This is a genomic window from Enterobacter sp. PTB (assembly GCF_051130085.1).
Classification (GTDB): Bacteria; Pseudomonadota; Gammaproteobacteria; order Enterobacterales; family Enterobacteriaceae; genus Enterobacter; species Enterobacter ludwigii.
In genome coordinates this window covers 69,978-89,137 of record NZ_JBDKEE010000011.1, presented here as the reverse complement: position 1 = coordinate 89,137, position 19,160 = coordinate 69,978, and the positions used below count along the sequence as shown (strand labels likewise).

The 19,160-nt window shown below is 55.7% G+C and carries 16 protein-coding genes; 4 read left to right on the top strand and 12 right to left on the bottom strand.

Going from position 1 to position 19,160, the window contains the following annotated elements; all coding sequences use genetic code 11:
- Positions 1 to 10: 10 nt before the first annotated feature.
- Positions 11 to 1,516, bottom strand: a complete 1,506-nt coding sequence (locus AAIR21_RS15110) for a CoA-acylating methylmalonate-semialdehyde dehydrogenase (protein ID WP_183516111.1) — start codon at positions 1,514 to 1,516, stop codon at positions 11 to 13.
- A 278-nt stretch (positions 1,517 to 1,794) separates the two neighbouring features.
- Here AAIR21_RS15110 and AAIR21_RS15105 point away from each other — a divergent pair, with 278 nt between their 5' ends.
- Positions 1,795 to 2,625, top strand: a complete 831-nt coding sequence (locus AAIR21_RS15105; RefSeq protein ID WP_020883041.1) for a MurR/RpiR family transcriptional regulator — start codon at positions 1,795 to 1,797, stop codon at positions 2,623 to 2,625.
- Between the two features lie 58 nt (positions 2,626 to 2,683).
- Here AAIR21_RS15105 and guaA read toward each other — a convergent pair whose 3' ends face one another.
- On the bottom strand, positions 2,684 to 4,261 hold the full coding sequence (gene guaA / locus AAIR21_RS15100) for a glutamine-hydrolyzing GMP synthase (protein ID WP_014171154.1): 1,578 nt from the start codon (positions 4,259 to 4,261) through the stop codon (positions 2,684 to 2,686).
- Positions 4,262 to 4,328: 67 nt separating this feature from the next.
- Entirely contained in the window at positions 4,329 to 5,795 is a 1,467-nt protein-coding gene (gene guaB / locus AAIR21_RS15095) for an IMP dehydrogenase (RefSeq protein WP_020883040.1), read from the bottom strand.
- A 162-nt stretch (positions 5,796 to 5,957) separates the two neighbouring features.
- Between guaB and xseA the strand changes: the two genes are divergently transcribed.
- From xseA to AAIR21_RS15080, 3 genes are all read left to right on the top strand, one after another.
- A complete protein-coding gene (gene xseA / locus AAIR21_RS15090) occupies positions 5,958 to 7,331 on the top strand; it encodes an exodeoxyribonuclease VII large subunit (protein WP_014171156.1) in 1,374 nt (457 codons plus the stop codon).
- Positions 7,332 to 7,403: 72 nt separating this feature from the next.
- Positions 7,404 to 8,423, top strand: a complete 1,020-nt coding sequence (locus AAIR21_RS15085; protein WP_183516110.1) for a M4 family metallopeptidase — start codon at positions 7,404 to 7,406, stop codon at positions 8,421 to 8,423.
- Positions 8,424 to 8,774 carry a protealysin inhibitor emfourin gene (locus tag AAIR21_RS15080; RefSeq protein ID WP_020883037.1) on the top strand — a complete coding sequence of 117 codons (351 nt, stop codon included), beginning with the start codon at positions 8,424 to 8,426 and terminating at the stop codon, positions 8,772 to 8,774.
- Here AAIR21_RS15080 and AAIR21_RS15075 read toward each other — a convergent pair.
- The 9 genes from AAIR21_RS15075 to rodZ all read right to left on the bottom strand — a co-directional run bounded on the left by AAIR21_RS15075 (position 8,771) and on the right by rodZ (position 18,912).
- On the bottom strand, positions 8,771 to 8,992 hold the full coding sequence (locus AAIR21_RS15075) for a zinc ribbon domain-containing protein (protein ID WP_183516109.1): 222 nt from the start codon (positions 8,990 to 8,992) through the stop codon (positions 8,771 to 8,773). The two genes, AAIR21_RS15080 and AAIR21_RS15075, sit on opposite strands and share 4 nt — an antisense overlap.
- A 52-nt stretch (positions 8,993 to 9,044) precedes the next feature.
- The gene (locus AAIR21_RS15070; RefSeq protein WP_183516108.1) at positions 9,045 to 10,079 is read right to left on the bottom strand and encodes an oxidoreductase; all 1,035 of its coding nucleotides are present in this window, start codon (positions 10,077 to 10,079) and stop codon (positions 9,045 to 9,047) included.
- A 65-nt stretch (positions 10,080 to 10,144) separates the two neighbouring features.
- Complete coding sequence (locus tag AAIR21_RS15065) at positions 10,145 to 11,686, bottom strand: peptide MFS transporter (protein WP_025203468.1); 1,542 nt, start codon at positions 11,684 to 11,686, stop codon at positions 10,145 to 10,147.
- 300 nt (positions 11,687 to 11,986) lie between these two features.
- Complete coding sequence (gene der, locus AAIR21_RS15060) at positions 11,987 to 13,459, bottom strand: ribosome biogenesis GTPase Der (protein ID WP_020883033.1); 1,473 nt, start codon at positions 13,457 to 13,459, stop codon at positions 11,987 to 11,989.
- Positions 13,460 to 13,571: 112 nt separating this feature from the next.
- A complete protein-coding gene (bamB, locus tag AAIR21_RS15055) occupies positions 13,572 to 14,750 on the bottom strand; it encodes an outer membrane protein assembly factor BamB (RefSeq protein ID WP_014171163.1) in 1,179 nt (392 codons plus the stop codon).
- Positions 14,751 to 14,760: 10 nt separating this feature from the next.
- Positions 14,761 to 15,381: a YfgM family protein gene (locus AAIR21_RS15050; protein ID WP_020883032.1), complete on the bottom strand. Its 621-nt coding sequence runs from the start codon at positions 15,379 to 15,381 to the stop codon at positions 14,761 to 14,763.
- A gap of 13 nt (positions 15,382 to 15,394) precedes the next feature.
- Positions 15,395 to 16,669: a histidine--tRNA ligase gene (gene hisS / locus AAIR21_RS15045; protein WP_020883031.1), complete on the bottom strand. Its 1,275-nt coding sequence runs from the start codon at positions 16,667 to 16,669 to the stop codon at positions 15,395 to 15,397.
- A gap of 81 nt (positions 16,670 to 16,750) precedes the next feature.
- Positions 16,751 to 17,869, bottom strand: a complete 1,119-nt coding sequence (gene ispG, locus AAIR21_RS15040) for a flavodoxin-dependent (E)-4-hydroxy-3-methylbut-2-enyl-diphosphate synthase (RefSeq protein WP_014171166.1) — start codon at positions 17,867 to 17,869, stop codon at positions 16,751 to 16,753.
- 26 nt (positions 17,870 to 17,895) lie between these two features.
- On the bottom strand, positions 17,896 to 18,912 hold the full coding sequence (gene rodZ / locus AAIR21_RS15035) for a cytoskeleton protein RodZ (RefSeq protein ID WP_014171167.1): 1,017 nt from the start codon (positions 18,910 to 18,912) through the stop codon (positions 17,896 to 17,898).
- Positions 18,913 to 19,160: the final 248 nt, after the last annotated feature.

Sequence of the window (19,160 nt, the reverse complement as noted above, 5' to 3'; positions counted from 1 at the left end):
AAACCTCCTGTCAGCCCAGCGTCGGCATGGAGAACGCAGCGCCAGTCTCCTGCTGCATTTCCGGCCAGCGTGCGGTGATGGTTTTCATTCGGGTGTAGAAACGCACGCCGTCGTTGCCGTGGACATTCAGCGCACCAAAGATCGAACGCTTCCAGCCACCAAAACTGTGGAACGCCATCGGCACCGGGATCGGCACGTTCACCCCAACCATCCCCGCCTGCACCTCTTCGCAGAAGCGGCGCGCGCAGCCACCGTCACGGGTAAATATTGCCGAGCCATTACCATATTCATGCCGGTTAATCAGGTCCACCGCGCTGCTGTAATCTGCAACACGCACCACAGAAAGTACCGGCCCGAAAATCTCTTCTTTATAAATGGTCATCTCCGGCGTGACGTTATCGAACAGCGTTGGTCCGACAAAATAGCCCTGCTCGTGGCCTTTCACGCTGAACCCACGGCCATCCACGCGCAGGCGGGCTCCCTGAGTTTCCCCGCTGTCGATATAGCCCAGCACTTTGTTACGGTGTGCCGAGGAGATAAGCGGCCCCATTTCATTCTCTGGTGTCTGGTCCAGACCCGGCCCGACGCGCAGCGCGGCAATCTGTTTTTCCAGCCGGGAACAGAGTTCATCAGCGATGTTATCCCCCACCGCCAGCACCACCGACAGCGCCATGCAACGTTCTCCCGCCGCGCCGAAGGCAGCGCCCATAATCGCGTTCGTCGCCATATCCATATCGGCATCCGGCATTAAGATACAGTGGTTTTTTGCCCCGCCCAGCGCCTGACAGCGTTTACCGTGGGCGGAGGCGGTCTCGTAAATGTATTGGGCGATCGGCGTTGAACCGACAAAGCTCACAGCCTGCACGCGCGGGTCAGTCAGCAGCACGTCAACCGACTCTTTATCGCCCTGCACCACGTTAAACACGCCGTCAGGCAGGCCGGCGTCTTTCAGCAGTTTTGCCAGCGCGAGCGCCAGAGAGGGATCTTTTTCCGACGGTTTCAGCACGAACGTGTTGCCGGTGGCCAGCGCAATCGGGAACATCCACATCGGCACCATTGCAGGGAAATTAAACGGCGTAATCCCGGCACATACGCCGAGCGGCTGCATCAACGAGTGGCTGTCGACACCGGTGCCGACGTTAGCGGAGTGCTCACCTTTTTGCAGATGCGGGATGCCACAGGCAAACTCCACCACTTCCAGGCCGCGGGTCAGCTCGCCCACCGCGTCGGAGAAGACTTTGCCATGCTCTTCGCTGATGATGCGGGCCAGGCGCTCCATGTTCTCTTCCAGCAGCGCTTTGAAGCGGAACATCACGCGTGCGCGTTTAAGTGGAGAATGGCGCGCCCAGCCAGGAAAAGCCTGCTGTGCTGCGGCAATCGCCTGTTCGGTTTCCTGTGCCGTACTCATCACCACCTGGCGGATCTGCTCTCCGGTGGCCGGGTTGAAGATTGCCTGAACGCGCTGGCCTGAACCGGTGACACACTCGCCGTGAATAAAATTCGCTACCGTCTCCATCCTTAACCTCTCGCTGTTGATACGTGACTGTTACCTGAACACTATATATGAAACAAATATTCCATTTTAAGTTGAAATAAAATAAATGATGATTATTGTGATCAAGGATGGATTTTTATGTTAACAGCCACCATCACCGGTGAAGCCTGCGCTATTAAGGCATTTCAGGCGTTGAAATGCGTGAAGCTTCTGTTTCATTTTTGAGGCCAGATGGACGGCCGGCATTTAAAAGACGCGGTTTTGCGTTTAGAATCATAAAACTATGCATAGGGGGTAAAATGACCACAGCAACCAGCCTGAATGAGCTGCAGCAGCAAATCCGCGATCGCTACGATAGCCTGAGCAAGAGGCTGCAGCAGGTCTCCCGATATGTGCTGGATAATACCAACAGCGTGGCCTTTGATACGGTCGCCGTCATTGCCGAGCGTGCCGATGTGCCGCCGTCAACGCTGATCCGTTTTGCCAATGCTTTTGACTTCACCGGCTTCAACGAGATGAAACAGCTGTTTCGCATGAACCTGGTGGAAGAGACCGCCAGCTACAGTGACCGCGCCCGGCTGTTTCGCGAAATGGAAAGTCAGGCCGTGCCGGAAACCCCGCTCGATATTCTGCAGGAGTTCGCCCGTTCAAATGCGCAGGCCCTCCAGCAGCTGGCCGCCCGCGCCGAGCCGGAGATGCTGGAACGCGCCGTACAACTGCTGGCCGACGCCGACACAATCTATATCGCCGGGTTACGCCGCTCGTTTAGCGTCGCCGCCTATCTGACCTACGCCCTGAGCCACCTGGAGTGCCGCCCTATTCTGCTCGACGGAATGGGGGGGATGCTGCGTGAGCAGATCAACCGCATCAAGGCGCAGGACATCGTGGTATCGATCAGCTTCTCGCCGTATGCGGAAGAGACGGTGATGGTCAGCGAAACCGCCGCCAGCGTCGGCGCGCGGCAGATTGTAATCACCGACAGCCAGATAAGCCCGCTGGCCACCTTCAGCGATCTCTGTTTTGTGGTGAAAGAGGCGCAGGTAGATGCGTTTCGCTCGCAGTCGGCGACGCTGTGCCTCGTGCAGTCGCTGGTGGTAGCGCTGGCATATCGGCTGGGCAGTGGGAAGTAACGGAGAATAAAAAAACCCCCTGCGCAAGCAGAGGGTTTGGGGTGATATCAGGGGAAAATCATTCCCACTCAATCGTAGCCGGCGGCTTACCGCTGATGTCATACACCACGCGGGAGATACCGTTCACTTCGTTGATAATGCGGTTAGAGACGCGGCCCAGGAAGTCGTACGGCAGGTGCGCCCAGTGCGCGGTCATGAAGTCGATGGTTTCTACCGCACGCAGGGAAACAACCCAGTCGTACTTACGGCCATCGCCCATCACGCCGACAGAGCGCACCGGCAGGAACACGGTGAACGCCTGGCTCACTTTGTTGTACAGGTCAGCTTTGTGCAGCTCTTCAATGAAGATAGCGTCCGCGCGACGCAGCAGGTCGCAGTACTCTTTCTTCACTTCGCCCAGCACACGCACGCCCAGACCTGGACCCGGGAACGGGTGACGGTAGAGCATGTCGTATGGCAGACCCAGTTCCAGGCCGATCTTACGTACTTCATCTTTGAACAGCTCACGCAGCGGTTCAACCAGGCCCATCTTCATCTCTTTCGGCAGGCCGCCCACGTTGTGGTGAGATTTGATGACGTGTGCTTTACCGGTTGCGGAAGCCGCAGATTCAATCACGTCAGGGTAAATGGTGCCCTGCGCCAGCCATTTAACGTCTTCCAGCTTCAGCGCTTCTTCATCGAACACTTCAACGAAGACGCGACCGATGATTTTACGTTTCGCTTCCGGATCGTTCTCGCCGGCCAGCGCGTCGAGGAAGCGCTTCTCGCCTTCCACGTGAATGATGTTCAGACCGAAGTGGTCGCCGAACATATCCATAACCTGCTGCGCTTCGTTCAGACGCAGCAGACCGTTGTCCACGAATACACAGGTCAGGTTTTTGCCGATTGCGCGGTGCAGCAGCATCGCGGTGACAGAGGAGTCAACACCGCCGGACAGGCCGAGGATCACTTTGTCATTGCCAACCTGCTGGCGGATACGCTCAACGGCGTCGTCGATGATTTTTGCTGGCGTCCACAGTGCTTCACACTGGCAGATATCACGCACGAAGCGTTCCAGCATGCGCATACCCTGACGGGTGTGGGTCACTTCCGGGTGGAACTGCACACCGTAGAAGCGTTTTTCTTCGTTCGCCATAATCGCAAACGGGCAGTTATCGGTGCTGGCAACGGTCACAAAGTCAGACGGGATGGCGGTGACTTTGTCGCCGTGGCTCATCCACACGTCCAGCAGCGGTTTGCCGTCTGCGGTCAGGGAGTCTTCGATACCGCGAACCAGCGCGCTGTCGGTGACGACTTCAACCTGCGCGTAGCCAAACTCACGCTCGTTAGACCCTTCTACGTGGCCGCCCAGCTGCATGGCCATGGTCTGCATACCGTAGCAAACGCCGAATACCGGCACGCCCGCTTCAAACACGTACTGCGGTGCGCGTGGGCTGTTCTCTTCGGTGGTGCTTTCCGGGCCGCCGGACAGAATGATGCCGCTTGGATTGAATTCGCGAATCTGTGCTTCCGTGACATCCCATGCCCACAGTTCACAGTAAACGCCCAGTTCACGCACGCGACGCGCCACCAGTTGAGTGTACTGAGAACCAAAGTCCAGGATGAGAATGCGATGTTTATGAATGTTTTCCGTCATTGACGCTAATTCCGAGGCAAGTGAAACAAATACAGAGCGCCCGGCATGAGCCGGGCGCGGAAATTTATCAGGAGCCCAGACGGTAGTTCGGGGACTCTTTGGTGATCGTCACGTCGTGAACGTGGCTCTCCTGGATACCCGCACCGCTGATGCGTACGAATTCCGCTTTAGTACGCAGCAGGTCGATGGTACCACAGCCGGTCAGACCCATACAGGAGCGCAGGCCGCCCATCTGCTGGTGAATGATCTCTTTCAGGCGGCCTTTATAGGCAACGCGGCCTTCGATACCTTCCGGTACCAGTTTGTCAGCGGCGTTATCGCTCTGGAAGTAACGGTCGGAAGAGCCTTTGGACATCGCGCCCAGGGAGCCCATACCACGGTATGATTTGTAAGAACGGCCCTGGTAGAGTTCGATTTCGCCCGGAGATTCTTCAGTACCGGCCAGCATGGAGCCAACCATGACGGCTGCAGCACCTGCAGCGATCGCTTTCGCGATGTCGCCAGAGAAGCGGATACCGCCGTCAGCGATAACCGGAATACCGGTGCCTTCCAGCGCTTCAACCGCGTCGGATACCGCGGTGATCTGCGGAACGCCTACGCCAGTCACGATACGGGTGGTACAAATAGAGCCAGGACCGATACCGACTTTCACCGCGCTGCAGCCTGCTTCAGCCAGTGCGCGAGCGCCTGCGCCCGTTGCAACGTTACCGCCGATGATCTGCAGGTCTGGGTATTTCGCACGGGTTTCACGAATACGTTGCAGAACGCCTTCGGAGTGGCCGTGAGAGGAGTCAATCAGCAGTACGTCAACGCCCGCAGCCACCAGCGCGTCAACACGCTCTTCGTTACCTGCACCCGCACCAACGGCAGCACCTACGCGCAGACGGCCATGCTCGTCTTTACAGGCGTTAGGCTTACGTTCTGCTTTCTGGAAATCTTTAACGGTGATCATGCCCAGCAGGTGGAAGTTCGCGTCCACAACCAGTGCTTTCTCAACGCGCTTCTCGTGCATTTTAGCCAGCACGACGTCACGGGTTTCGCCTTCACGGACGGTTACCAGACGCTCTTTCGGGGTCATGTATACGCTGACAGGCTGGTTCAGGTCAGTCACGAAACGCACGTCACGGCCGGTGATGATGCCCACCAGTTCGTTATCTTCGGTGACAACCGGGTAACCGGCGAAACCGTTACGTTCGGTCAGGGCTTTCACTTCGTGCAGGGTGGTGGTTGGCAGAACGGTCTGTGGGTCAGACACGATGCCGGATTCATGTTTCTTCACGCGGCGAACTTCTTCAGCCTGACGCTCGATAGACATGTTTTTATGAATAAAGCCGATGCCACCTTCCTGTGCCAGGGCGATAGCCAGGCGCGCTTCAGTCACGGTGTCCATTGCCGCAGAGAGCATAGGAATGTTCAGGCGAATCGTTTTCGTCAACTGCGTGCTGAGATCGGCAGTATTCGGCAGAACGGTGGAATGAGCGGGAACGAGGAGGACGTCGTCAAACGTCAGTGCTTCTTTAGCGATACGTAGCATGGGCAATATCTCTGACCTGGTGGGTGGTTAAATATTGCCGTGGCATTATACAGAGCGTAACCGATTGCATCCACACTTTTTTATAAAAAAACCTTGCACTCCCCTCTCAGCAGGTTACTATCGACTGAATAACTTGCTGATTTAGAATTTGATCCCGCTCACATGTTATCCACTCAATCCCCCTCAATTTTTACTGTCAGCCGCCTTAATCAGACGGTTCGTTTGCTGCTTGAGCAGGAAATGGGGCAGGTCTGGATCAGCGGTGAAATTTCTAACTTCACGCAGCCTTCATCTGGTCACTGGTACTTCACGTTAAAAGACGACACCGCTCAGGTGCGCTGTGCAATGTTCCGCAACAGCAACCGCCGCGTGACGTTTCGCCCTCAGCATGGTCAGCAAGTTCTGGTTCGCGCCAATATCACCCTGTATGAGCCGCGCGGCGATTACCAAATCATCGTCGAAAGTATGCAGCCTGCGGGCGAAGGTGTGTTGCAGCAGAAGTACGAGCAGCTAAAAGACAAACTCTCGCAAGAGGGTCTGTTCGATCAGCAGTTCAAAAAACCGCTCCCCTCACCTGCCCACTGCGTTGGGGTGATTACGTCAAAAACCGGGGCGGCACTGCACGACATACTTCATGTCCTCAAACGCCGCGACCCCTCCCTGCCCGTTATCATCTACCCGACCGCTGTTCAGGGTGATGACGCACCGGGTCAGATTGTCCGCGCCATTGAACTTGCAAACGCACGTCAGGAGTGCGACGTGCTGATTGTCGGGCGTGGCGGCGGTTCGCTGGAAGACCTGTGGAGCTTTAACGACGAACGCGTGGCACGGGCCATTTTCGCAAGCCAGATCCCGGTCGTCAGCGCCGTCGGCCACGAAACGGACGTGACAATAGCTGATTTTGTGGCGGATTTACGCGCGCCAACGCCCTCCGCAGCCGCGGAAGTGGTGAGCCGCAATCAGCTGGAGCTGCTGCGCCAGCTGCAGAATGGTCAGCAGCGTCTGGAAATGGCGATGGACTATTTCCTGGCCAACCGGACGCGCCGGTTTACCCAGCTGCATCATCGCCTGCAACAGCAGCATCCGCAATTGCGGCTGGCCCGTCAGCAAACCGTGCTGGAGCGTCTGCGTCAGCGAATGAACGTCGCGCTGGATATTCAGCTCAAGCGCGCGGTCTCCCGCCAGCAGCGTATTACTCAGCGTCTGAACCAGCAGAACCCACAGCCGAAGATTTATCGCGCGCAAACGCGTATCCAACAGCTTGAATATCGACTGGCAGACACTATCCGTGCACGTCTTAGCACCACACGTGAACGCTTTGGCAACGCCGTGACCCACCTCGAGGCGGTCAGCCCGCTCTCGACGCTGGCTCGAGGCTATAGCGTAACGACCGCCACCGACGGTAAAGTGCTGAAGCAAACGAAACAGGTGAAAGCCGGAGATGTTCTCACCACCCGTCTGTCAGACGGCTGGGTGGAGAGCGAAGTAAAAGAGATTAAACCGGTGAAAAAAACGCGCCAGCGAAAAACCGGATAATTCTTCGTCGGTTACAAACTATACTGCTGCTATTCCCTTTTATCTGGCCTTGCCCGAACTAAGGAGAGCAGCATGTCTTATCTTCACAGCGTTATTCCCCCCTATATTCTTCGTCGCATTATCGAAAGTGGCTCTGAGCCGCAGCAGCGCTGCGCCCGTCAGACATTAACGCATGTGCAAACGCTCATGGCGCATATGCCGGGCAAACCCGCCGCGCCGCACGTCAATAAAGCCGGTCAACTGGAGCGTGATATTTACGATGCCAGACAGACGCAGGAGCTGCCGGGTACTCAGGTGCGTTATGAGGGCCAGCCGTCAAATGGCGATGTGGCGGTTGATGAAGCCTACAATTATTTGGGGGTCACCCATGATTTCTTCTGGAAAATGTATCAGCGCGATTCGCTTGATAATAAAGGCCTGATCCTGACCGGTACCGTGCACTATGGCCGGGAATATCAGAACGCCTTCTGGAATGGTCAGCAAATGGTCTTTGGTGATGGCGACGGCGAAATATTTAACCGCTTTACCATTGCCATTGACGTCGTGGCCCACGAGCTCAGCCACGGTGTCACCGAGACCGAAGCCGGGCTTATCTATTTTGAGCAGTCTGGCGCACTGAATGAATCATTGTCAGATGTGTTTGGCTCGCTGGTCAAACAGTACCATCTCAAACAGACCGCCGATGAAGCCGACTGGCTGATTGGTGAGGGGCTTCTGGCAGACGGTATTAACGGCAAAGGGCTGCGCTCCATGTCAGCGCCCGGCACCGCCTATGACGATCCTCTGCTCGGTAAAGACCCGCAGCCTGGGCACATAAAAGACTTTATCAAAACGCGCGAAGACAACGGCGGCGTACACCTGAATTCAGGTATTCCCAACCGGGCGTTTTATCTGGCCGCGAAGGCGATTGGGGGTCATGCCTGGGAAAAAGCGGGATATGCCTGGTACGACACAGTTTGCGACCGTCACCTGGCGCAAGATGCCGATTTTGAGGCCTTCGCAAAACTGACGGTTGCCCACGGCGAGAAACGGTCCGGTGGCGACGTGGCGGCTGCGATAAAACAAGCCTGGGAACAGGTGGGAGTGCTGTAAATGCAGGTTCCGGAACTCACAGATGACGCCGTCGTTGAGCTGGCCCGGGAAGGCGGCGTCGCTTTTATCCCTAAGCTAAGCGGCCAACGCACCATTACGCTTTCGTCACTCAATGAGGCCCAGCGTCAGCGCGTGGTAAGCATCCTGGAGCAGGCATTTCCACGCGGCCAGCCGCCGGGTGAACCCACCTCGCCGGGGAGTGGCGATCAGCGTTATTTTCGCATCCAGATAATCTGGACTCAGCACAATCAGGCCCAGTACACCGATATGATTGTGCTGGTGCCTGAGCAGGAAGCCCCTGAGTCGCTGGTCGAGCTGTGGCAGAAAGGCGAAGGCTGCGTGTGTGATTAAGCTTCAGCCGGGACAAACTCCACGCGCTTTTTCGAAATCAGGCCGTGGCCGTTCTGGCAGAAATAATCCACCGCACCGCAGGCTTTTAAGACCTGGAGTGGCTGATGACACTCCGGGCAGCGGGCTTCGAGCGAGATATCCTTATCGCAGTGCTCACAGTGGGCGACGCCATTTTGCGCTTCAAGCTCTGCGTGGCAATCCGGGCAGGTAATCGACATGATGACTCCTTTGCTGGGCATTCTGTAATACGTTGATATTAACACGCAGCACTCAGTGCGGGCCACGCAGCTGTTGCTGTAAGGTCAGCAACAGTTCTACTTCCGCCATTCGACGGCGTGTCGTCCGGCTCACTTCTTCCGGGTCACATTCGAACAGACTTTTCTGCCCCAGAATGCGCTCTGCCAGGCAGTGCGTATAAATCGTGCCTGGAATATGCCAGCGCTGAACCCGATCGCCGTCCGTCAGCACGAGCACATCTTCCGCTCCGTGACGATCGTGGCTTATGACGCGCCCGTCATGCAGATACAGCTGTAACCCTTTTTGCCCGCCTGACGGTCCCGCATATTTGTTGAGCCAAATCTCCACCGGAATGCCACTAAGCTGCCCGCGAAGATGAGCGCTGCCCTCTGCCGTGGTGAGATCGCCCTGTTTGATCTCACGCCCAAGCCGGTCAGTAGCGGCCACCACCTGCAGCGTCATATCATCCCCGCCCCCCAGATAACGCACCGTTTCACGCAGCATCGCCAGCACATGCGTGCCGATGTCCAGGATAACGCCGTCAGGATGGCGAAGCGTGCGGGTGTCCACTTCACCCGTGGCGAAGTTAAGCGCGACAGGTTCTCCTTTTGCGTTAAACCCGCTCGGTTCCTGCAAAAAACCGTCAATTCTGGCGATATCAGCAAAAGTCCCGATCAGCCCAAGCTGAACCGTTGCGAGGCGCGCCATCCAGTGGTCAAGTGCGAGCACACGGGACGCCGCACCGGGCAACGCCAGCAGTCTGTTCAGTTTTTCGAGCTGCGAGAGCGTGGCGACGATGGGTTTTTCAACCACGATCCGCGCCACAGGAGACACCAGGGCGTGCTCCAGCACCTCAAGATGCTGCAGAGAAGCCGTGGTAATAAACAGGGTATCAAGAGGATGCGAGAGAAGTTCGGTGAGAGAGGCGCAGCGCGTTACGCCTTCAGGGTGCCTGCCAGGCTGAACATCGAAACCCAGGCAGTGCAGTGAATCGCCATACAGATTGTGTAATGCAGGTAAATAAGCGGTTTCCACCACCGCGCCAAGCCCAACAAACCCTAACAGCATCTTCTACCTCGTCGAGTAAATTACCGGGGCAAACGCCTGCCCCGGTATTGACGAGCGAGGCGTTATCAGGCGTTAGCGGCCGGTTTAGTCTGCGCATTTTCCAGCATGCGCCGTACCGGAACAATGAGGACGATCAGCACCGCGGCACAAATCAGCAGCGCGATGGAGCAACGTGCGAAGAGATCCGGCAGCATATCCAGCTGGTCGGCCTTCACGTGACCGCCAATCAGACCTGCCGCCAGGTTGCCCAGCGCACTTGCGCAGAACCACAGGCCCATCATCTGCCCACGCATTCTTTCCGGTGCCAGCAGCGTCATGGTCGCCAGACCAATCGGGCTCAGGCACAGTTCCCCCAGCGTCAGCATCAAAATGCTGCCCACCAGCCAGAATGGCGACACGCCCGCGCCACCGTTATTCAGTACGTTCTGCGCAGCCAGCATCATCAGACCAAAGCCTGCGGCGGCACACAAAATACCAATAACAAACTTGGTGATACTGCTCGGACGAATGTTCATGCTGGCAAGTTTCGGCCAGGCCCAGCTGAATACCGGTGCCAGCAGGATGATGAACAGGGCGTTAATCGACTGGAACCATACCGCCGGGATTTCGAAGTCACCGATCATGCGGTTAGTGTAGTCGTTGGCAAAGAGGTTGAATGACGTTGGCTTCTGCTCGAAGGCGGACCAGAAGAACGCAGCGGAGACCAGCAGAATAAAACAGACCAGAAGTCTGGCACGCTCTTTACGATTCAGGCCCGCAAAAAGGAACAGGTAGATAAAGTAGAGGGCAACGGACGCCGCAATCACGTAAACCAGCACGCTGGCTACCGCAACCGGGTTAATCACAATCACACCCTGCGCGATCAGCGTAACGATAACCGCCACACCCACAGCCAGCGCCAGCAACCATGCGCCCACGCCGTTTCTTTTCACCACCGGGCTGTTCCAGGTCGAGTCCAGCCCCACTTCGCTGTCATAGCGTTTCATTGCCGGAACGGCAAACACGCGGAAGATGATCAGGGCAACCAGCATCCCGATGCCACCAATGCCGAAGCCCCAGTGCCAGCCGTGAGATTTAATCAGCCAGCCGGAAATCAACGGCGCGATAAACGAGCCCATGTTGATGCCCATGTAGAACAGCGAGAAACCACCGTCACGACGCGCATCGCCTTTTTTGTACAGCGTCCCCACCATGACCGAGATACAGGTCTTAAACAGACCAGAACCGAGCACGATGAACATCAGGCCGATAAAGAACAGGTTATCGCCCATGATGGCCGAAAGCGCAATCGACAGGTGGCCGAGCGCAATCAGGATGGATCCGTACCAGACGGCTTTCTGCTGGCCGAGCCAGTTATCCGCCAGCCAGCCACCCGGCAGTGCGGCCAGGTACATGGTGCCGGCAAAGATGCCCACAATTGCCGACGCGTTTTCACGTGCCAGCCCCATCCCGCCGTCATACACGGTGGCGGCCATAAACAGGATCAATAATGGGCGAATGCCGTAAAACGAGAAACGTTCCCACATCTCGGTAAAGAACAGCGAACCGAGCGGATAAGGGTGGCCGAAGAACGTTCGGCTTTCTTTTTGATTAACAGAGGATTGCATAATTCTCCCAGGAAGGTATGTGTCGTGCTTGTAAACACCAGCATGTACGCCGGCCAGTTACGTATCTGACCGATTTTTTACATGCGGCGAAAAGTTAGTTAACCATTTGATAACCAGTCGCTAGTTTTGTCTAGTACCGGACCCTGGACTTTAAGATGAAAATTCGATGATTGTCTACTTTCTTAGATTTAAACTTGGTTAAAAGTGAATAGTGATTGACATCACACAGAGTGGACTGACGGTATGAGTGGGCGAAAAAAAGCCCGCGATCAACGCGGGCTTCAGAAAGAACGGCAACGCTTATTTGCTTTTCTTAATGTGCTTAATCAAACGCTTACGCTTACGCATCTGGTTTGGCGTCAGGGTATTGCGCTTGTTGGCGAATGGGTTCTCCCCTTCCTTGAACTGGATGCGGATTGGCGTGCCCATTACGTCCAGTGATTTACGGAAGTAGTTCATCAGATAGCGCTTGTAGGAATCCGGCAGGTCTTTAACCTGGTTGCCGTGAATCACCACGATTGGTGGGTTATAACCACCGGCGTGAGCATATTTCAGCTTCACGCGACGACCACGCACCAGCGGCGGCTGATGGTCTTCTGCTGCCATGTTCATGATACGGGTCAGCATGGCGGTGCTCTGACGACGGGTGGAGCTGTCGTACGCTTCACGCACGGACTCAAACAGATTACCTACACCGCTGCCGTGTAACGCAGAGATAAAGTGCACGCGAGCAAAGTCGATAAAGCCCAGACGGAAGTCGAGCGTCTCTTTCACCTGCTCTCTCACCTCATTACTCAGGCCATCCCATTTGTTGACCACGATAACGAGTGAGCGCCCACTATTCAGAATGAAGCCGAGCAGAGAAAGGTCCTGATCGGAGATACCTTCGCGCGCATCGATGACCAGCATGACCACGTTGGCATCTTCAATCGCCTGCAGGGTTTTGATAACGGAGAATTTTTCCACCACATCGGTGATTTTCCCGCGCTTACGTACACCTGCGGTATCAATGAGTACATACTCACGCTCATCGCGCTGCATCGGGATATAAATACTGTCGCGGGTGGTGCCCGGCATGTCGTAAACGACCACACGCTCTTCGCCGAGGATACGGTTAGTAAGTGTAGACTTACCTACGTTTGGACGGCCCACGATAGCCAGTTTGATCGGCAGATCCTGCGGGTTGAAGTCGTCTTCAGGCTCTTCCTCGCCCGCTTCGCCGTCTTCGAACTGCGCCCAATATTCGGCATCTTCATCGATCTCTTCCGGCGGGTTAACTTCATCAACCCAAGGCAGCAGAACGGTTTCCAGCAGGCTGGTCACGCCACGGCCATGAGATGCCGCGATCGGGTAGATTTCGCCCAGACCTAAGGACCAGAAATCCGCAACCGCCTGGTCTGCATCAATACCGTCAGTTTTGTTCGCCACCAGGAAAGTGGGTTTTTCACGCGAGCGCAGATGTTTCGCAATAGCGGAGTCCGCCGGCATCAGGCCTGCGCGAGCGTCCACCATAAACAGAACCACGTCAGCTTCTTCAATCGCCAGCAGCGACTGTTCCGCCATACGGGTTTCAACACCATCTTCTGTCCCGTCAATACCACCGGTATCAATACAGATGAACTCGCGTCCTTCTACTTCTGCACGACCGTACTTACGGTCACGCGTCAGCCCCGGGAAATCCGCAACCAGCGCATCACGGGTGCGTGTTAAACGGTTAAAAAGAGTGGATTTTCCAACGTTAGGGCGCCCGACAAGCGCGACCACAGGTACCATGTTTGAAGCCTCATAAAATTCAAATAAACGTCGCATTTGCGGCGTTTTTAAAAATGTCAAAACGGCTCCTGAGTGAACAGGAGCCGTTTAGTATACTACAACCGCTGGGTAATTAACGCGTGATCGCGTACAGCGTGCCGTCTTTTGCCTGAATCAGCAGTTTGCCGTCAGCCACGACCGGTTCCGTCAGGAAACCTGAGCTGTCGACTTTTTGCTGAGCAACAAAACGACCGTTGTCCGGGTCAATCCAGTGCATATACCCTTCGCTATCACCCACCACCAGGCTACCGTTATACAGTGCTGGTGCGGTCAGCAGACGGTGCAGCAGATCGCTTTGCGTCCACAGCGTAACACCACCTTCGGTGCTGAGCGCCAGCAGACGGTCGTTCTGATCGACCATATAGATACGGTTGCCATCAACCACGAAATCATTTACCGAGCCCAGTTCACGTTTCCACATGACCTGGCCGCTGCGCAGATCCAGCGCGGTCAGGTTACCGTTATAGGCCAGTGCGTAAACCACACCGTCTACGATAACCGGGGTCGTGTCGACATCGCTCAGACGATCGATTTCCGTTGAGCCTGTCGCCTGGGAAATACGCTGCTGCCAGATCATCTGGCCTTGCTGCATCAGTACCGCGCTTACACGACCGTTGTCACCGCCAACAATGGCAGCACCAAAGGCGGTAGCCGGCGCAGATTCACCGCGCAGGGACAAGGAAGGCATATCCAGGTTCACGGTCCATTTCACCAGACCATCGGCTTCGTTCAGCGCCTGCAGCTGGCCGTTGCTGGTGTGGATCAGTACCATGCCGTCGCTCACGACCGGACGAGACAGAGACTCACCGGCCACGGAGGTTTGCCATGCAACAGAACCATCGCTGGTGTTGAGAGCATAGACCTGGGCTTTTTCGCTACCCACGTACACATGCCCACCGGCAACGGTCAGACCGCCAGAAAGCAGTGCCGGTTTACGAGAGAACCAGCCGTCTTTTTCCGCCAGGTTAACCGACCACACTTCTTTCCCGTCATCGGCATTAACCGCCTTCACGGTACCTTTGCGGTCAGCCGCATAGATAACGCTGTCGGCAAAAGCCGGGTGCAGGTTGGAATAAAAATCACCAATACCATCGCCCACGGAGGTGCTCCACGCGGTGGACGGGGTAAACTGGTTTTCAACAGTCGGCAGTGGGGACATTTTCACAACGTCTTCTTCGCCACTGAACAGTGAACAGCCACTCAATAACGTAACAGAAAGCAGTCCTGGCAGAAGTAATTTACGCAATTGCATCGGGTCCCTCTCAGACGGACAAATTATTTATTTTCATCTGCATCATTTCGCTCAGCGCAGGTGAAGCTTTGCTCTCTACGCCAGCTTGCCACGCTTTACGCGCGCCCGCTTTGTCACCTTTGCTCAGCAGTGCTTCACCGCGCAGATCGGCAACAATGGCAGCAAAACCTTCGCCTTTGATGGTATCGAGCGTTTTCAGCGCATCGTCAGCTTTTTTCTGCTGAACCTGAATACGAGCCAGGCGCAGATTGATTACCGCTTTCAGATTTTCATCACTGGCGGCGGTTAGCCCTTGTGACAGCAGGCTAGCGGCTTTATCCAGTTCGTTCTTATCAACGTACTGCTGCGCCACTTCCAGTGCGGCCAGCGCACCGTAGGTGTTTTTGTTGTCAGCGGCAAATTTCTCTGCCGCCGTCAGCGTTTGCGGCTGATCGGCACGGATTGCGCTAACGGTATTTTCATACGACAGCGACGCGTCACGCGCGGAGTCCGCCTGATGACTGTTCCAGTAACGCCAGCCTACCAGCGCACCGACACCTAAAATAACCCCAACAACCAGCGCCTTGCCGTTTTCGACAAAGAAGCGTTTAATCGCGTCGACCTGATCGTGTTCGTTCTCGTAAATTTCCACGCAGTCCTTCTCCTTAGCCCAATAGAGTGCGCAAGTGCGCCGCAACGCCGTCCTGCGTTACCGTTGTCTGCTCACCAGAGCGCAGGTCTTTCACAACCACTTCGCCGTTAGCCACTTCGGACTCGCCCAGCACCAGTGCAATACTTGCGCCCCATTTATCGGCACGAGCAAACTGTTTTTTGAAGTTGCCGCCGCCATGGTTGGTCATCAGCTTCACGTCCGGCAGTGCATCACGCACACGTTCCGCAAGCTGCATTGCCGCAGGCTGCGTTTCCGCGCCTGAGGCTACCAGGTATATATCGACAACGGAATCTGCTTTAAATTCCGGATTAACTGCCTGAACCAGCAAAACAAGTCGCTCAAGACCCATGGCGAAGCCAACGCCAGGGGCTGGACGACCACCAAGCTGCTCAACCAGACCGTCATAACGACCGCCGGCACACACGGTGCCCTGGGAACCGAGGCTGGATGTCACCCACTCGAACACGGTGCGGTTGTAGTAGTCCAGACCGCGCACCAGACGCTGGTTCACGGTATAAGCAATGCCCGCGGCTTCCAGCAGTTTGCACAGACCCGCAAAGTGCTCACGTGACGCTTCGTCCAGGTAGTCGCCCAATGCAGGTGCATCGTTCAACAGCGCCTGTACGTCAGGGTTTTTGGAATCAAGCACGCGCAGTGGGTTGCTGTACATACGACGTTTGCAGTCTTCGTCCAGCTTCTCTTTGTGCTGCTCCAGGAACGCAACCAGTGCGTCACGGTAGTTCGCGCGTGCTTCCAGAGAACCGATGGAGTTCAGTTCCAGTGAGACATGCTCAGCAATGCCGAGCGCACGCCACCAGCGGGCAGTCAACATAATCAGTTCGGCGTCAATGTCCGGGCCCTGCAGGCCAAAGACTTCCACACCCAGCTGGTTGAACTGGCGATAACGACCTTTCTGTGGACGTTCGTGGCGGAACATCGGGCCGATATACCACAGGCGCTGCTCCTGATTGTACAGGAGACCATGTTCGATGCCGGCGCGTACGCAGCCCGCCGTACCTTCCGGACGCAGTGTCAGGCTGTCGCCGTTGCGGTCCTCAAAGGTGTACATCTCTTTTTCAACCACGTCGGTCACTTCGCCGATCGCGCGTTTGAATAACGGGGTCTGCTCTACAATCGGCAAACGGATTTCGCTGTAACCGTAGCTGCCGAGCACCTGTTTGAGTGTGCCTTCAATGCGCTGCCAGATGGCGGTTTCGCCAGGCAGATAATCGTTCATGCCGCGGATGGCTTGAATGTTTTTTGCCACGTTTATTCTCTTTCTATATACAAAAAAGAACCCAAAGAATGGGTTCAATCATACATGGGAAGCGCCACGCTTCCCATCACGTTATTTTTCAACCTGCTGAATGCTGATGCGCTGCGCTTCATCCATCATTGTTGCTTTGGCACGGATGCGGGCTTCAAGCTGGTCGATCATATCACTATTATCCAGACGATCTTTACGCACGCCATCTTCATAGAGACCACTTTTCTTGTTACCGCCGGTGACGCCGAGCGTTGACACCAGGGCTTCACCCGGACCGTTCACCACGCACCCGATGATGGAGACGTCCATCGGGGTGATGATATCTTCCAGACGTTGCTCAAGCGCATTCACCGTGCCAATCACGTCAAACTCCTGACGTGAACAGGTTGGGCAGGCAATGAAGTTGATCCCACGTGCGCGGATACGCAGTGATTTGAGGATATCGAAACCGACTTTGATCTCTTCTACCGGATCGGCCGCCAGCGAAACGCGCAGGGTGTCACCGATCCCTTCTGAGAGCAGCAGTCCCAGACCGATCGCCGATTTAACGGAACCGCTACGAAGGCCACCGGCTTCCGTAATCCCGAGGTGCAAAGGCTGATCGATCTGTTTTGCCAGCAGGCGATAAGACTCTACTGCCAGGAACACATCTGAGGCTTTTACGCTGACTTTGAACTGATCGAAGTTCAGACGATCAAGATGATCAACGTGACGCATCGCGGATTCAAGCAGCGCCTGCGGCGTTGGCTCACCGTATTTTTCCTGCAGATCTTTTTCCAGGGAACCGGCGTTGACGCCGATACGGATAGGAATATTTTTATCGCGGGCGCAATCCACCACCATGCGGATACGCTCTTCGTTACCGATGTTGCCCGGGTTAATACGCAGGCAGTCGACGCCATATTCAGCAACTTTCAGCGCAATGCGGTAATCGAAGTGGATATCAGCAACCAGCGGAACGCTGACCTGCTGTTTGATCAGTTTGAACGCCTCAGCGGCATCCATTGTCGGCACGGAGACGCGAACAATGTCCGCGCCTACACGCTCTAACGCTTTGATCTGATTGACCGTCGCTTCCACGTCTGTGGTGCGCGTGTTGGTCATCGACTGGACGGCGATAGGAGCCCCATCGCCGATTGGCACATTACCAACGTAAATCCGTTTCGATTTTCTACGTTGAATCGGAGCCTGGTTATGCATGAAAAATCTCCCGCGTTGCCCGTCTGTTACTGTGCTGCTGATTGTTCGGCATTAACGGTAAGACGCGCAACCTGGTTAGTTCTGATAAAGCGGCTCAGGTCGACAGGTTTTCCTTGATACTGGATCTGTACTGCTGCCGGAGCGCCGATTTTAAGTTTATACGGTGCCTGGCCGGTTAGGTTTAACGTGCCATCTTTACGCTGCAGACCGCTGAACAGTTTTTTACCTGTTGCATCGGTCACTTCCAGCCAGCAGTCAGCAGAGAAGTTCATCACCAGCGCATTTGGGTCCGCCGCCGGCGCAGCCGTTCCGGCCGGGTTGGTTGGCAGTGACGCAGCACCGTTGTCCGCAGGCTGAGTGGCCGCTGGCGCGTTGGTCGCGGTATCCACGTTTGCCTGAGAAGGGGCAACCACCGCGTTTGGATCCTGAGCCTGAGGCGCAGGGGTATTAGCCGTTGCGGCGGGTGCCTGCCCGGCATCGGTTGCAGGCGCATCGGTCGCGGCAGTCTGCGGCTCGCTGGAGGTGGCAGCACCTTCGGTATTCAGCGGCACGCTCTGAGCGTTGTCATTTCCGGACTGATTGAGCTCGGCGGAGGATTGATCGGCCATGGTGGTGATCTCTTCCTGCTGCGCCTTGTGGTTTTGCCACCACCATGCGCCCGTCAGGCCGATCACCACAAACAGCACCAGCCAGGTAAAGCTCATCAGCCAGCCATCACGTTTTTTACGACGTTTTCCCAGGGAGAAGGTCTGCATCGGCGCAACTTTTGCTGCGCGGACCGGTGCCTGCTTCTCCATCATTGGCAGTAATTCTTCTTCAGGGATATGCACCAGTTTTGCATAAGAGCGGATGTAACCACGCAGAAATGTTGAAGCCAGATCGGCCGGAGCCTTATCTTCTTCAATATCGCGAACCGTGGAAACCTTCAGACATAAGCGTTCTGCAACGGCTTGCTGGCTGAGTCCGAGTTGTTCACGGGCGTTGCGAAGACGAACGCCAGTGGAGAGTGCTTCATGTTGGTCGTGAGTGGCTTCAGTATTCATTCGCTACAACTACTGGTACGTGAAAAAAAAGGGTTCAGGTGCCGGTAAGTCACAATGCCACCCGCACCGCGAAAGTTCTGATCAGTTAACCTTGAACAGACAGTATAAGACTGTCAGCCCGGAGATGACAGCACAGCCCTGCCCGTCAGGATAAACTGTTGTTACGTCGTTACATACTGCCCGAAAGTCGGATGAAACGCACCGTAATTATTGATCAGTCATCACGAATCTGACTGATTATTCAGTAA

Excerpts from the sequence above, each read along its gene's own strand:
- AAIR21_RS15110 (WP_183516111.1), bottom strand. The coding sequence starts at position 1,516 with ATGGAGACGGTAGCGAATTTTATTCACGGCGAGTGTGTCACCGGTTCA.
- AAIR21_RS15105 (WP_020883041.1), top strand. The coding sequence starts at position 1,795 with ATGACCACAGCAACCAGCCTGAATGAGCTGCAGCAGCAAATCCGCGAT.
- guaA (WP_014171154.1), bottom strand. The coding sequence starts at position 4,261 with ATGACGGAAAACATTCATAAACATCGCATTCTCATCCTGGACTTTGGT.
- guaB (WP_020883040.1), bottom strand. The coding sequence starts at position 5,795 with ATGCTACGTATCGCTAAAGAAGCACTGACGTTTGACGACGTCCTCCTC.
- xseA (WP_014171156.1), top strand. The coding sequence starts at position 5,958 with ATGTTATCCACTCAATCCCCCTCAATTTTTACTGTCAGCCGCCTTAAT.
- AAIR21_RS15085 (WP_183516110.1), top strand. The coding sequence starts at position 7,404 with ATGTCTTATCTTCACAGCGTTATTCCCCCCTATATTCTTCGTCGCATT.
- AAIR21_RS15080 (WP_020883037.1), top strand. The coding sequence starts at position 8,424 with ATGCAGGTTCCGGAACTCACAGATGACGCCGTCGTTGAGCTGGCCCGG.
- AAIR21_RS15075 (WP_183516109.1), bottom strand. The coding sequence starts at position 8,992 with ATGTCGATTACCTGCCCGGATTGCCACGCAGAGCTTGAAGCGCAAAAT.
- AAIR21_RS15070 (WP_183516108.1), bottom strand. The coding sequence starts at position 10,079 with ATGCTGTTAGGGTTTGTTGGGCTTGGCGCGGTGGTGGAAACCGCTTAT.
- AAIR21_RS15065 (WP_025203468.1), bottom strand. The coding sequence starts at position 11,686 with ATGCAATCCTCTGTTAATCAAAAAGAAAGCCGAACGTTCTTCGGCCAC.
- der (WP_020883033.1), bottom strand. The coding sequence starts at position 13,459 with ATGGTACCTGTGGTCGCGCTTGTCGGGCGCCCTAACGTTGGAAAATCC.
- bamB (WP_014171163.1), bottom strand. The coding sequence starts at position 14,750 with ATGCAATTGCGTAAATTACTTCTGCCAGGACTGCTTTCTGTTACGTTA.
- ispG (WP_014171166.1), bottom strand. The coding sequence starts at position 17,869 with ATGCATAACCAGGCTCCGATTCAACGTAGAAAATCGAAACGGATTTAC.
- rodZ (WP_014171167.1), bottom strand. The coding sequence starts at position 18,912 with ATGAATACTGAAGCCACTCACGACCAACATGAAGCACTCTCCACTGGC.